A 13,396-nucleotide genomic window follows, 5' to 3' on the forward strand; every position below is an offset into this window, starting at 1 on the left:
GCGCGGCGGGCGAAAGCCGTGGCTCAGGACGCGAGCGTTGTGCGCGGCGGGCGAAAGCCGTGGCTCAGGACGCGAGCGTTGTGCGCGGCGGGCGAAAGCCCTGGCTCAGGACGTGGACGCCCCTGGGGGGCTGGTTTTTCCTGTGCGTGCGGCGGGCGAAAGCCGTGGCTCAGGACGCGAGCGTTGTGCGCGGCGGGCGAAAGCCGTGGCTCAGGACGTGGACGCCCCTGGGGGGCTGGTTTTTCCTGTGCGCGCGGCGGGCTGAATCTCTCGCTCAGCACGGGGGAGCCGCGGAGGGGCTTTCCTGTGCGCGCGGCGGGCGAAAGCCGTGGCTCAGGACGCGAGCGTTGTGCGCGGCGGGCTGAAGCCCTGGCTCAGGACGTGGAAGCCCCTGGGGGGCTGGTTTTTCCTGTGCGCGCGGCGGGCTGAAGCCGTGGCTCAGGACGTGAGCGTTGTGCGCGGCGGGCTGAAGCCGTGGCTCAGGACGTGGAAGCCCCTGGGGGGCTGGTTTTTCCTGTGCGCGCGGCGGGCTGAAGCCGTGGCGCAGGACGCGAGCGTTGTGCGCGGCGGGCTGAAGCCGTGGCTCAGGACGCGAGCGTTGTGCGCGGCGGGCTAAAGCCCTGGCTCAGGACGTGGAAGCCCCTGGGGGGCTGGTTTTTCCTGTGCGCGCGGCGGGCTGAAGCCGTGGCTCAGGACGCGAGCGTTGTGCGCGGCGGGCTAAAGCCCTGGCTCAGGACGTGGAAGCCCCTGGGGGGCTGGTTTTTCCTGTGCGCGCGGCGGGCTGAAGCCGTGGCTCAGGACGCGAGCGTTGTGCGCGGCGGGCTAAAGCCGTGGCTCAGGACGTGGAAGCCCCTGGGGGGCTGGTTTTTCCTATGCGCGCGGCGGGCTGAAGCCGTGGCTCAGGACGCGAGCGTTGTGCGCGGCGGGCTAAAGCCGTGGCTCAGGACGTGGAAGCCCCTGGGGGGCTGGTTTTTCCTGTGCGCGCGGCGGGCTGAAGCCGTGGCTCAGGACGCGAGCGTTGTGCGCGGCGGGCGAAAGCCGTGGCTCAGGACGTGGAAGCCCCTGGGGGGCTTTCCTGTGCGCGCGGCGGGCTGAAGCCGTGGCTCAGGACGCGAGCGTTGTGCGCGGCGGGCGAAAGCCGTGGCTCAGGACGTGGAAGCCCCTGGGGGGCTTTCCTGTGCGCGCGGCGGGCTGAAGCCGTGGCTCAGGACGCGAGCGTTGTGCGCGGCGGGCGAAAGCCGTGGCTCAGGACGTGGAAGCCCCTGGGGGGCTTTCCTGTGCGCGCGGCGGGCTGAAGCCGTGGCTCAGGACGCGAGCGTTGTGCGCGGCGGGCGAAAGCCGTGGCTCAGGACGTGGAAGCCCCTGGGGGGCTTTCCTGTGCGCGCGGCGGGCTGAAGCCGTGGCTCAGGACGCGAGCGTTGTGCGCGGCGGGCGAAAGCCCTGGCTCAGGACGTGGAAGCCCCTGGGGGGCTGGTTTTTCCTGTGCGCGCGGCGGGCTGAAGCCGTGGCTCAGGACGCGAGCGTTGTGCGCGGCGGGCTGAAGCCGTGGCTCAGGACGCGAGCGTTGTGCGCGGCGGGCTAAAGCCCTGGCTCAGGACGTGGAAGCCCCTGGGGGGCTGGTTTTTCCTGTGCGCGCGGCGGGCTGAAGCCGTGGCTCAGGACGCGAGCGTTGTGCGCGGCGGGCTAAAGCCCTGGCTCAGGACGTGGAAGCCCCTGGGGGGCTGGTTTTTCCTGTGCGCGCGGCGGGCTGAATCTCTCGCTCAGCACGGGGGAGCCGCAGAGGGGCTTGCACGATCTCAGCAAGGGCTTCAGCGCCTGATCGAACACACGGATTTGCATGGATTGAGACGAATGGACACGAATCGGTCGCGTTCCATCACCGGAGATGCCGGTTGAAGAAGGTGACGATCCGCTGCCGCGCGTCGCGCGCTGATGGTTCGTGGTAGCCCATCTGCGTCACGTGCCATGCCACACGCAGCAACGCATGAACCTCACGCGGGTCGTGATTGTTGAGGAAGGCATGCCCGGCATCGGGATATTCTTTCACATCGTGATCAATGCCAAGCGCCGTCAACGCGCGTTCGAGACGCCCGGCAGCGCCGCGCAGCATTGCGTCCTTCGCGCCATAATTGGCGACAATCGGGCAGGCGCCGGTCACAGCGCGTTCGAGATCGTCCGGCAGGATGCCGTAGTTGACGCTCGATGCCGCAAATCCATGCCCCGGCGCCAGCAGTAGCGCAAATCCGCCACCCATGCAGAAGCCGATCACTCCAATCCTGCCGGTACAGTCGTTGCGCTGTGCCAGCCAGTCGCGGGTTGCGGCGATGTGGCGAAACATCATGCCCTGCCACGTCAGGTAGTCACGGATGATCGAGCGCAGGCAAGTAATTACCGTACCGCCGTCGAAGAGGTCGGGCGCTGCCGTCAGGAACCCTTCGCCTGCCAGCCAATCCGCCTGGCGGTGCGTATCGCTGCGCATGCCGAGCGCATCGTGAATGACCACAACGCCGGGCCAGGGACCCGTGCCGTCCGGCGTGGCGAGATAAGCGTGCAATGCGCCATCAGGCGCATGAATGACGACGTCTGCCATGGTTTTGTCCTTCTGATAAGGAATAAACAATTTCAATGGTATCATGGGTTTCGTCCAGTAGGAGCGCGCCTGAGGCGCGCCCCGCATATGGACGGCGGCGGGGCGCCCGTGTGCGACGGCGGCGGGGCGCCCGCGTGTGACGGCGGCGGGGCGCCCGTGTGCGACGGCGGCGACGCGCCCGCGTGTGACGGCGGCGGGGCGCCCGTGTGCGATGGCGGCGACGCGCCCTGGAGGAAGGTAAAAGATATGAAACCAACCCAATTTCGCTTTCTGGCATACGCGCTACTTGCGCTGGCAGCGCTGGTGATGCTGGCAGGTCTGGCGACCGGCAACCGCGGCGACGCGCGCAATCGGATTCCGCTGCCGTTGCGTATGCTCTCATCGTTGCTGGTGTGGTTTGCCGCACTGTTGTTGTGGTGCAGCGCCGATCCTGCGGTGCGCCGTCAGGCGGCGCTGGCGGCGGCCGGGATGGGGTGTGGATTTCTGGGTGATCTGATCATGGCGCGGGTCATTCCGTTGCCGGAGCACGTCATTTCTGGCATGCTCACATTCGGCGCCGGGCATGGGTGCTACATCAGTGCGACGGCAGGACATCTGGCGCAACGGGGTGCGCTGAAAGCGGCATCAGCGCCGCTTCTGGCAAGCTGGCTCATTGGGGCGATTGGCTGGTATTTCGTGGCGCGCAACCCGGCGAAATCGGGTGTGCTGAACAGTGCAGCACTGGCGTATGCCTTGCTCCTTGCCTCGACGAGCGGTATGGGCGCCGCGTTGGCAATGCGCGATTCACGCTATCTGTCGCTGGCGCTCGGTGGCGCGCTCTTCTTCATCTCCGATCTCATTCTGGCGGGAGAACTCTTCCGCGACCTCTTCTTCCCGCACATCGGCGATACCATCTGGCTGACCTATCTTACGGGCCAGGGGCTAATCGTCGAAGCGCTTGGAACGGAACGCGCGCGGATTCTTCCATCAACCGACGCAGAGCGCGAATAGCGACACGCATGCCTTCCACTCTGCTCAGATTGCCCGAAGCGTCTACAGCCTGCAAATGAGGTTCGATTGTCAGATAACCGCGGTAGTCGCGCATACGCAGGGCTGCCAGCAAAGATGGAATATCGCCATCTCCCTCGCCTGCCGGACGCACGCTTCCATCGGCAAAAAGAGCGTCCTTGATATGGACATGAACAACAAAATCAGCAAGAAGCGGCCAGGCGTCACGCATCGGATGCACCCGACATTGAACGAAATTAGCCGGATCAAAGGCAGCGCGCAGGGAGGGCGATCCAATAGCAGCGAGCAGGTCGCGACAGCGCTCCGCAGTATCGCCATAGATGCCGCTTTCGTTTTCGTGAACCAGTAATATCCCAGACGCCGCAGCACGTTTCGTCAGCGCCGTGATGCGTTCGATCACCTCATCACGATAAATATGCGCCTTATCGGCGGGCAGGTGGAATGAAAAGATTCGAATGATGCGCGTACCAAGCGCCTCAGCGGCGACAATGGCGCGTTCGAGGCGTTCCTGCTCAAAAGAACGTGGCGCGGTGATCGGCGATTTCCCGATTGGGCTGCCAATTGCCGAAACAACAAAGCCGCGCGCGTCGAGCAGTTCACGAAGACGGTGCAGATCATCTGGCGCCAGATCGAGAATGTTTCTCCCCCAAACCTTGCGCACCTCGATTGCTCCGATACCCTCCGATTGAAGCATGTCGAGTTGTTCAGTGAGATCGTCTGCGATTTCATCGCCAAAAGCGCTCAGGCGAACGTGATCGGTGGTCATGACCTGCCTCCTTGCCAGTGGGTACGCATAAACGCAAACGTAACCGGCGCCTGTTCCGCCAGATTATGCCAGGAGCATTCCGCCGAGATGCGCGCATCGTACCCGGCGTTGCGCAGGATGCGCATAAACCCGGCATAGTCATACCCCGGCGCATCGGGCGATTGTCGTCCACCGCCTGCGACGTGAACATGCGCTACCTGTGGCATCGCGCTCGCCACGGCATCGAGCGGTTCGCGCTCAACCTCGATATGGTAGAGGTCCGCCAGCAGTCGCACATCGCGCAGACCACGCTCACGGATAAATGTGGCGCATTCGCCAATGGTGTTGAACACGTTGCACTCGCGCCGATTCAGGTGTTCGAGCGCCAGGGTGATGCCGTAGCGACCGGCTTCTTCTCCGGCGAGCGCCACTGCATCGGCAAGTTGATCGAGCGCCTGGTCGCGGGACCATCCATCGGGGATGCGGCGGGCGGCGCCGCTTCCAAGCACGGCAATGGCAGCGCCGAGCGACGCCATCCGGCTGAAAGCGCGGCGCAGATAGGCGCGCAGAACGCCAAGATCGGCGTGTGGTCCACAAAGCGGAATTTCTGCGGGCACGAGGACATTGAACGACTCAGGGCGAATGGGCGCTGCTGCGATCGCGCGCAGCGCCGGCGCAGCCGCAGCATCGTCGTCGAACGGCATCACGGCGCGCGCCGGCAGTTCGCAGAAATCGAACCCGGCAGCGGCAACCGCTTCGATCTGATCGGGGGAAATGCACACGCCAAATCGCATTGAATGTCTCCTTGCTCGCTGCAAGCGCTCACGCGGGGCGCCCCCCCATCTTGGGGCGCGCAGCCCGTCCGGTGCGCGCCGATTCGTAGACTGCCAGCGCGACCGACAGCGCGCGGCGCGCTTCTTCACCGGTGACCAGCGGCGCGCGCCGGTCGCGGATGGCTGCGACGAAATCGTGCAGGATGCGGGTATGTCCAAGAGCGCTGATACCGGTTGGGAGTGCGCCGGCGCCTGCTTCCTGCCGCCCTGCGCCGCCGGTTGCGATGCGCGGCGCGGACACCGTCGACTCATCGGCTGTTTCCCAGCGCACAATCGCCTCACCCTCGATCTGCAACCCGCCATGCGTACCGTAGACTTCGACGCGATGAGGGAAGCCAGGCGCAACCGCCGTTGTCGCAGCGATAGATCCCAGCGCGCCGCCGGCGAAGCGCAACGCCGCACTGACACAATCTTCGACTTCGATGGCGCGCGCCAGCGTCGTGGTGTATGCCTGCACCTCAACCACATCGTCGTCCATGAGCCAGAGAAGGAGATCGAGCAGGTGGATGCCCTGGTTCATCAACGCGCCGCCGCCATCGAGCGCCCATGTGCCGCGCCAGTCTGCCGAGTCGTAGTACGCCTGGGTGCGCAGATAGGGTATCGTGATCGCGCCGAGAACCATACGTCCAAGCGCGCCTGCCGCAATCGCATCACGTGCTGCGCGGAACTCCGGGTCGGTGCGGCGCTGGAGCGCCACGCCAAGATGAACGCCTGCCGCGCGGCAAGCGTCGATCAGCGCATCGGCGTCGGCGAGCGTAATCGCAATCGGCTTCTCGACCAGCACATGTTTGCCCGCGTGCGCGGCGGCGATGCCCTGCGCGGCGTGCTGCCCGCTTGGGGTGCAGATGCAGACCGCATCGATGTCATTGCGCGCGAGCAGGGCTTCGGCATTCGGTTCGACGCTGGCGCCAAAGGCTTCCGCCAGCGCAGCAGCGCGTTCGGGACGACCGGCGCAAACAGCGACCAACCGCGCGCCGGGCGTTTGCACAATCGCCTGCGCATGGTAGCGCCCGGCAACCCCGGCGCCGATAATGCCGAAGCGAATTTCCGCGCTGCTCACAACTTTCTCCTTCCCGCTCTCAGATCGTCGAGCAACGCATCATACGCCTGACGGTCAAGCGGAAGCGTCACCGGTTGACCGGTCATACCGGAGTAGATGATCGCGTTCGACAGTTCAAGTGATATGCGCGCCTCGCGCGCGTCGCAACGCGGACGACGCCCTTCAGCAATCGCCCGCACCAGATCAAGATAGACCCCAAGGTGTCCGCCATGTTCGCCAATATCACTGGGCAGTCGGAGCGTCTCGGTTTGAACCTGTGGTTGACTCCACATCTCGCGCACCGTTGTGCGATACTCACTCAGCGGTACGGCGAAGCGATGGATCGTCAGGTTATCAAAGACAATCACGAGCGCGCCACAGTCGCCGACGATCTCCATGCGACGTTCGGAACCTGCTTCGACCGTGCTGAAATAGATATAGCCGGGCGCGCCGTTGGGATATTCCAGCAATGCTTGCGCAACATCCTCGCACTCGATCGTGTGCCCCATCGTGCGCACCCATCCCCAGACCTTTGCCGGAGAACCGGTCAGGTGGCAGAGCAGATCGAGCGGGTGAGGTCCCTGATTCATCAAGACCCCGCCGCCTTCCCCGCGCCATGTGCCGCGCCAGGCTGCCGAGTCGTAGTAAAACTGGGTGCGAAACCAGGGTTCGACGCAGAGTACGCGCACAATATCGCCAATTGCGCCGGATTCGATCAGGGTGCGGGCATGTTCGATGACCGGGCGAAACCGTTGCTGGAAACAGACTGCCAGCAAGCGTCCGGCGCGGTCTGCGGCGGCGATCATTGCATCCGCTTCGGAGACGCTGACCGCCAGCGGTTTTTCGACCAGCACGTGGGCGCCGGCGTCCAGGCAATCAATCGCCAACGCGGCATGCAGTGGGTGTGGCGCACAGATAACGGCGACATCAGGGCGCACAGCGTCGAGCATTGCGCGGTGATCGGCGAAGAATGGGCAACCGACTGCTCTGGCGCGCGCCTCGCCGCGTTCGATGGCGATGTCTGCCATGCCAACAATCGTCGCCCCTGGAAGTTCGGTAAGCGCTTTCAGATGGCTTTCGGCGATTCCAGCAGCGCTGCCAATGATACCGAAGCGCAGACCGGGAGGATTGGAGTGGTCAGTCATGCGATATTTCTCCTCTGCGGATTTTGCCTGGCGCAATGATACGCCATGTGTGGTATTTGTCAACCGGCGTTGCATCTGATGTGTGGATAAGGCTTTCCCGAACGTCTGCCAGGACGGATTTTTGCGCCGGGCAGAGAATGCAGATGTCCACAGACACGGGCAGGGGGCGGCCACGGGGGGTGGGCGCCCCTACGATCCGCATGAGCCGACGAGGTTTTCCGGCACATTGCGGCGCAGTTCATCGAGCCACACATCGGCTTCGGCGTCGCTTGGGGCGCGCCAGTCGCCGCGCGGCGAGAGCGAACCGCCGGAGCCGATCTTCGGACCGTTTGGCAGCGCCGAGCGCTTGAACTGACTGATTTTGAAGAAGCGCCACAGAAAAACCTCAAGCCAGCGCCGGATCGTCGCCAGATCATACTGGCGACGATCATCGCCGGGCAATCCGGGGGGCCACTCGCCGCGCGTCGCGTCGCTCCAGGCGTTCCACGCCAGAAATGCGACTTTGCTGGGTCGAAAGCCGTAACGTGTGATGTAGAAGAGGTTGAAGTCCTGCAACTCGTAAGGACCGATAATCGCCTGGGTGCTTTGCGCAGGACGCGAATGATCTGCGCCGTCAGGCGGCACCAGTTCGGGGGAAATCTCGGTGCTCAGGATGGAGCGCAGAATGGCGCTGGTTGCGTCGTCGAACTGCCCGGAATCGGCGACCCAGCGAATGAGATGTTGAATGAGGGTCTTTGGCGCCGAGGCGTTGACATTGTAGTGTGACATGTGATCGCCGACGCCGTAGGTTGCCCAGCCGAGCGCCAGTTCGCTCAGGTCGCCGGTGCCGACGACGAGCGCGCCGTGCATATTTGCCAGGCGGAAGAGGTGCGACGCGCGATCACCCGCCTGCACATTCTCGAACGTCACATCGTACACCGGTTCGCCGCGCGCAAACGGGTGCCCTATGTCGCGGAGCATCTGCATACACGACGGTCGAATATCGATTTCGCCGGCGCTGACGCCGAGCGCGCGCATCAGATTGCGTGCGTTGGTCAGCGTGGTCTCGCTGGTGGCAAATCCTGGCATGGTATAGGCGAGAATATTGGTGCGCGGCAGGTCGAGCCGATCCATAGTGCGCGCGGCGACGATCAACGCCTGCGTTGAGTCCAGTCCGCCGGATACGCCAATCACGACCTTCTCGATGCCAGTGCTGACCAGACGCTTCATCAGTCCGTGGACTTGAATACTGTACGCTTCGTAGCAGCGTTCATCGCGGCGCACCGGATCGGCCGGCACGTAGGGGAAGCGGGCAATAGTGCGTTGCAGCGGCACGTCGCCGGTTGGCGTCTCGAACGTAAATGGAATGCGCCGCATGGCGCGTAAACGCTCGCGGTGATCGCCGGACGAGTCGGCGAAACTAGTGGTGCGAATCCGTTCCTGCACAATCCGCTCAATATCGATGTCGGCCGTGATGATCTGCTCATCGCGCGCAAAGCGTTCGCTTTCTGCCAGCAACTCGCCGAGTTCGTAGATCAGTGCATGCCCATCCCACGCCAGATCGGTGGTCGACTCGCCGGGACCGGCGGCGGAATAGAGGTAGGCAGCCAGGCAGACGCCGGATTGAGCGGCGCACAGCATACGGCGGTAGTCCGCCTTGCCGATGGTGATGTTGCTGGCGGAAAGGTTGGCAAGAATGGTCGCGCCTGCCAGTGCGGCAAAGGTGCTCGGCGGCGCAGGAACCCACACATCTTCGCATATCTCGACGTGCAGCGTGAAGCCGGGGATGTTTTCCGCCGTGAAGATCAGGTCGGCGCCAAATGGTACGGTATCGCCTGCCAGCCTGACCGTCTGCCGGATGGCGTCGCGCGCGGCGCTGAACTGTCGTTTTTCATAGAATTCGCGGTAGTTCGGAATGTAACTCTTCGGCACGATTCCCAGGATGCGCCCACGGTAGATAACGACCGCGCAATTGTACAATCCGCTATCGATGCGCAGCGGCGCACCGACCAGCAATACCGGCGTCAGGGCGCGGCTGGCGTCGACGAGACGCTCCAGGGCGTTGAGCACGCCTTCGAGCAGGGCATCCTGCTGAAACAGGTCGTCGCAGGTATATGCCGAAAGACCGAGTTCAGGGAAGAGGGCGACAGCGGCGTTGGTGGCGCTGGCGCGCTCTGCGAGCGCCAGCGTGCGCGCTACATTGTGCTCTGGGGTGGCGACGCGCAGGGATGGAATGCAGACCGCAGCGCGGATGAAGCCATGGGTGTAGATCGAGTTGAAGGCGGGCATAGCGCTTCCCTTTCCATGTGATTGCCACCAATTTAGTGTTAGTATAACACTTTCTTGCCGGTCAGGGAAGCTCACCTCGCAGCCGCCACAGTTTGGTTTCGAGCGCCGCGATACGCTGTTCGGCGGTTGCTGGCGCCGCCTGAAGATCAGGGTGGTCGCCGATGGACACGCCGGTGGTACCGTAGCACACGACGTGCTGATTCTGCACCCCCAGCCAGACATGCAATGGCTCGATCCACAACCGTCCCCGGTCATCCGGCGGCAGATCTGCGTAGACCATCGGCGCGTGTCCGTAGCCGGGCAACCGCAACGTCGTCTGCCCGCGTCGCTGCGCCACATCGACAATGACGTATACCAATGACGCTTGAAGATGCCGCCTTCGTGTCATTCCGAGCCCTTCGCTTCGCTTAGGGTAAACGCAGCGCGGAATCTGAGCGGGTCGCGCTAGACCCCTCGCTTCGCTCGGGGTGACAATTCTCTCCGATCTCTCACGATCCAACCAGATAGTTGAGGTCGCGCTAGACCCCTCGCTTACGATTGAAGGCGCCGCCTTCGTGTCATTCCGAGCCCTTCGCTTCGCTCAGGGTAAACGCAGCGCGGAATCTGAGCGGGTCGCGCTAGACCCCTCGCTTCGCTCGGGGTGACAATTCTCTCCGATCTCTCACGATCCAACCAGATAGTTGAGGTCGCGCTAGACCCCTCGCTTACGATTGAAGGCGCCGCCTTCGTGTCATTCCGAGCCCTTCGCTTCGCTCAGGGTAAACGCAGCGCGGAATCTGAGCGGGTCGCGCTAGACCCCTCGCTTCGCTCGGGGTGACAATTCTCTCCGATCTCTCACGATCCAACCAGATGGTTGAGGTCGCGCCAGCCCCCTCGCTTTGCTCGGGGTGACCATGCCGGATGTTCACAGGTCATTGGTAGTAGAACTCCACGCCCGCCAGGTCGTACTCATCGAATTTCACCGTCAGATCGATCCCGCGTGTTTCAGGTGACGTGATCTCGATGAGCACCGTCGGGCGCACCCCTTCGGCAGCGACATCGAAGGCGCTCCAGTTTTTGTGTTCACGTACGCCGAAGATCGCTGCGAGGTCGGGTCTGTGCGCCTTCAGCGCCAGGTCGTCCCAGGCGATGCGCACATCGTACAGCACGACGGCGCCGGTGACTCCCGCCAGCCGTCTGCGCAGGACAGTGTACAGGTACACGCAAATGTGTTGATGGAGGTTGCTATGGGTCACCTGGTCGCCTTCCTGTGGATGCAGCACATCTTCCAGCGTCAGGGGCGCCTGCTCGAACGTGATGCTGCCGTTGGGCACGGTGCGCTCGACGTAGCGCCGGCCGTAAGGGAAGGGATTGTCTGGCGGCGCAACGATGGCTTCCCGGGCAGATGCGCTCATAGGACTCGCTCCAACGGGCACGGTTTGCTTCCATTTCAGATGCGCTACAATGGAACGTAATGCTGGTGACGATTCCGATAACCGATCCGGGCGTATCGTTGCGCGACGCGCTCACTGCTGCACTCGGCAGCGAGGGTGAGGCGGCATGGCTGATCGCGCGCGGGGGAGTATGGGTGAATGGAAGGCGTGTACGCGACCCGGATGTGCGGCTTCCGGTTGACGCAACTGTCGTGGTTCAGCGCCCGCCCGACGGCATCTACCGCGATCCGGTTGTGACGTCGGCAATGATCCTGTATGAGGACGCAGACCTGATCGCGCTCGATAAACCGATAGACACCTATGTCGAGGCGACGCCGTGGGATGCAGAGGGGCACCTGCGCGCGGCGCTGGCGCATTTCCTGGAGGTGCGCGACGGTTCTGCGCCGCCATTACATCTGGCGCACCGCCTCGACCGGGACACATCGGGCGTTCTCCTGCTCTCGAAAGCGCCGGATGTCAACGCAGCGCTGCAACGCGCTTTTCGAGAAGGAGCGGTGCGCAAGACCTATCTGGCGCTCTGCGCCGGGCTGCCTGCCTTCGACGAGATCGAGATCGAAACCGGGCATGGGCGCGGACGTGGCGGCGTCTTCCGCGTCTTTCCGCATGAGGAGATCGGGCGCGCGCTTCCACAGGGTGGAACGGTCAAAGCCATGCGTACCCGCTTGCGCGTCGTTCGACGGATGGACGACGCGGCGCTGGCGTGCGCCACGCCCCTCACCGGTCGCACCCATCAGATTCGCCTGCACCTCGCCTTCCTGGGGCATCCGCTGATCGGTGATGTCAAGTATGGCGGACCATCAACCTGGCGCGGCGTTGTTGTGCAACATCATCACCTGCATGCATGGCGACTCGAATTACCGCACCCGCGCAGCGGCACGGCGCTCATCATTGAGTCGCCGGCGCCGACATGGGCGAATCTTCCTGATGCAAAGACGCTCCTCGCGCGCTGATGGCGACGCGTGGCATTCTGGTGCGATGTGATAACATTTACCGCGTGGTTGGCGGGGTTGTGGTCGCCGCTGGCGCAAACATGCGCGATGCAACATAGTTGGCAATCCCTTCGGCGTTGGCGTACTCCATATTTGCCAGCACGATGATCGTCGCGCGGTCGTCGGGGTAGCGGGCAAAGAAGGTGGCGACGCCGGTCATATTACCGGGATGACTGATGCGCCGTCGTCCATCGATGGTTTCGATCTTCCAGCCAAAACCGTAATTGCGCAGCGCCGGAGTAAACATCTGCTCCAGTTGGGTGCGCGTAAGCGCCTCTTCGGTAGAGAGCGCCTGATCCCAGCGAAAGAGATCGCCGACGGTCGAGTACAACCCTCCGGCGGCGTAGAGAGTGGAGGCGTCGAGGAAGCCGGATTTCCTGCCGGGTGTGACATACCCCTGCGCGCCGTCGATGATTGTGCCGCGACTGGTATCATAGCCGGTATTCGTCATGCCGAGCGGAACGAAGAAGCGTTGCTCCAGATAATCGGCGTACTCCATGCCCGACACGCGCTCGATGATCAATCCGAGCAGCACATAGTTCGAATTGCAGTAGTGGTAAAGCGTGCCTGGCGCAAAACTGAGCGGGAAATCCCGGAATCGCTCGACCAGTTCCTGTGGCGTTGCCGGGTTCATTTCGGTCGGCTCGAACCCGGCGAAGGCGGTATAGTCCACGAGCCCGGAAGTATGCGTCAGCAGATGGCGAATCGTCAGCGGCTTCCAGGCGTCAGGGCAGGGATCGAGATAGGCGCAGATAGCGTCATCGACGGTCAATTTGCCATCCTGCTGCAACGCAAGAATAGCGGCGGCAGTGAACTGTTTGGTGACCGACGCAAGTCGGAAGCGGGTCTGCACGGTGTTGGGGACGTTATCATCGGCATTACCGTACCCCCGTGCAATGACCACCTCGCCGTTTTGGGCGACGAGCACGGCGCCCTGAAACTGTCCGCTGCTCGTCAGTCCGCTCAGGTAGGCATCGATCTCGCGTCCGAGCGGGCTGAGCGGCGGCGCGCCGGGACCCGCCCCCGCCATCAGGGTTGGCGTTGGCGGTGGCGCCGGCGTCGCCGATGGCTGCGGGATCTGTGTTGGGCGCGGCGTTGCTGAAGCGGCAACTGTGGGCGCAGGTGCGACCGCTGCCGGAAGCGGGGTTGGGGGCGGGGCGGCTTCTTGCTGCATCCGGCGTGTTATGAACGGCGCGCTGCACGTGCCGAGCACAATGAGCAGGGCGCCTGCGGCAATGGCAACCGCGCGCCACACCGGCGTTGCGGCACGCTGTGCGTGATGTCGCCGTCGGCGACGATTGCGGGATTGAGAGTACACGGGTTGCATGCGACTCGTTGTGCGGTCG

The 13,396-nt window shown here is 63.7% G+C and carries 11 protein-coding genes; 2 read left to right on the plus strand and 9 right to left on the minus strand.

What is annotated here, in order from left to right; translation table 11 throughout:
- Window positions 1–1,876 precede the first annotated feature (1,876 nt).
- Window positions 1,877–2,590: a dienelactone hydrolase family protein gene (locus tag RCAS_RS11335; protein WP_049768826.1), complete on the minus strand. Its 714-nt coding sequence runs from the start codon at window positions 2,588–2,590 to the stop codon at window positions 1,877–1,879.
- Between the two features lie 246 nt (window positions 2,591–2,836).
- Between RCAS_RS11335 and RCAS_RS11340 the strand changes: the two genes are divergently transcribed.
- Complete coding sequence (locus RCAS_RS11340) at window positions 2,837–3,580, plus strand: lysoplasmalogenase (RefSeq protein WP_012120706.1); 744 nt, start codon at window positions 2,837–2,839, stop codon at window positions 3,578–3,580.
- On the opposite strand, the gene RCAS_RS11345 is transcribed toward RCAS_RS11340, so the two are convergent.
- The 7 genes from RCAS_RS11345 to RCAS_RS11375 all read right to left on the minus strand — a co-directional run bounded on the left by RCAS_RS11345 (window position 3,498) and on the right by RCAS_RS11375 (window position 11,022).
- Window positions 3,498–4,364: a sugar phosphate isomerase/epimerase family protein gene (locus RCAS_RS11345; RefSeq protein ID WP_012120707.1), complete on the minus strand. Its 867-nt coding sequence runs from the start codon at window positions 4,362–4,364 to the stop codon at window positions 3,498–3,500. The two genes, RCAS_RS11340 and RCAS_RS11345, sit on opposite strands and share 83 nt — an antisense overlap.
- Entirely contained in the window at window positions 4,361–5,137 is a 777-nt protein-coding gene (locus tag RCAS_RS11350) for a sugar phosphate isomerase/epimerase family protein (protein ID WP_012120708.1), read from the minus strand. The genes RCAS_RS11345 and RCAS_RS11350 overlap by 4 nt, the downstream gene beginning before the upstream one ends.
- Window positions 5,138–5,165: 28 nt before the next feature.
- A complete protein-coding gene (locus RCAS_RS11355) occupies window positions 5,166–6,236 on the minus strand; it encodes a Gfo/Idh/MocA family protein (RefSeq protein ID WP_012120709.1) in 1,071 nt (356 codons plus the stop codon).
- Window positions 6,233–7,360, minus strand: a complete 1,128-nt coding sequence (locus RCAS_RS11360; protein WP_012120710.1) for a Gfo/Idh/MocA family protein — start codon at window positions 7,358–7,360, stop codon at window positions 6,233–6,235. The genes RCAS_RS11355 and RCAS_RS11360 overlap by 4 nt, the downstream gene beginning before the upstream one ends.
- Before the next feature lie 189 nt (window positions 7,361–7,549).
- The gene (locus RCAS_RS11365) at window positions 7,550–9,628 is read right to left on the minus strand and encodes an NAD(+) synthase (protein WP_012120711.1); all 2,079 of its coding nucleotides are present in this window, start codon (window positions 9,626–9,628) and stop codon (window positions 7,550–7,552) included.
- 61 nt (window positions 9,629–9,689) lie between these two features.
- On the minus strand, window positions 9,690–10,016 hold the full coding sequence (locus RCAS_RS11370) for a hypothetical protein (protein WP_012120712.1): 327 nt from the start codon (window positions 10,014–10,016) through the stop codon (window positions 9,690–9,692).
- Between the two features lie 523 nt (window positions 10,017–10,539).
- The gene (locus RCAS_RS11375; RefSeq protein WP_012120713.1) at window positions 10,540–11,022 is read right to left on the minus strand and encodes a Uma2 family endonuclease; all 483 of its coding nucleotides are present in this window, start codon (window positions 11,020–11,022) and stop codon (window positions 10,540–10,542) included.
- Between the two features lie 59 nt (window positions 11,023–11,081).
- Between RCAS_RS11375 and RCAS_RS11380 the strand changes: the two genes are divergently transcribed.
- On the plus strand, window positions 11,082–12,011 hold the full coding sequence (locus RCAS_RS11380) for an RluA family pseudouridine synthase (protein WP_012120714.1): 930 nt from the start codon (window positions 11,082–11,084) through the stop codon (window positions 12,009–12,011).
- A gap of 37 nt (window positions 12,012–12,048) precedes the next feature.
- Here RCAS_RS11380 and RCAS_RS11385 read toward each other — a convergent pair whose 3' ends face one another.
- Window positions 12,049–13,377: a serine hydrolase domain-containing protein gene (locus tag RCAS_RS11385; protein WP_012120715.1), complete on the minus strand. Its 1,329-nt coding sequence runs from the start codon at window positions 13,375–13,377 to the stop codon at window positions 12,049–12,051.
- Window positions 13,378–13,396: the final 19 nt, after the last annotated feature.

Source organism: Roseiflexus castenholzii DSM 13941 (assembly GCF_000017805.1).
GTDB lineage: Bacteria > Chloroflexota > Chloroflexia > Chloroflexales > Roseiflexaceae > Roseiflexus > Roseiflexus castenholzii.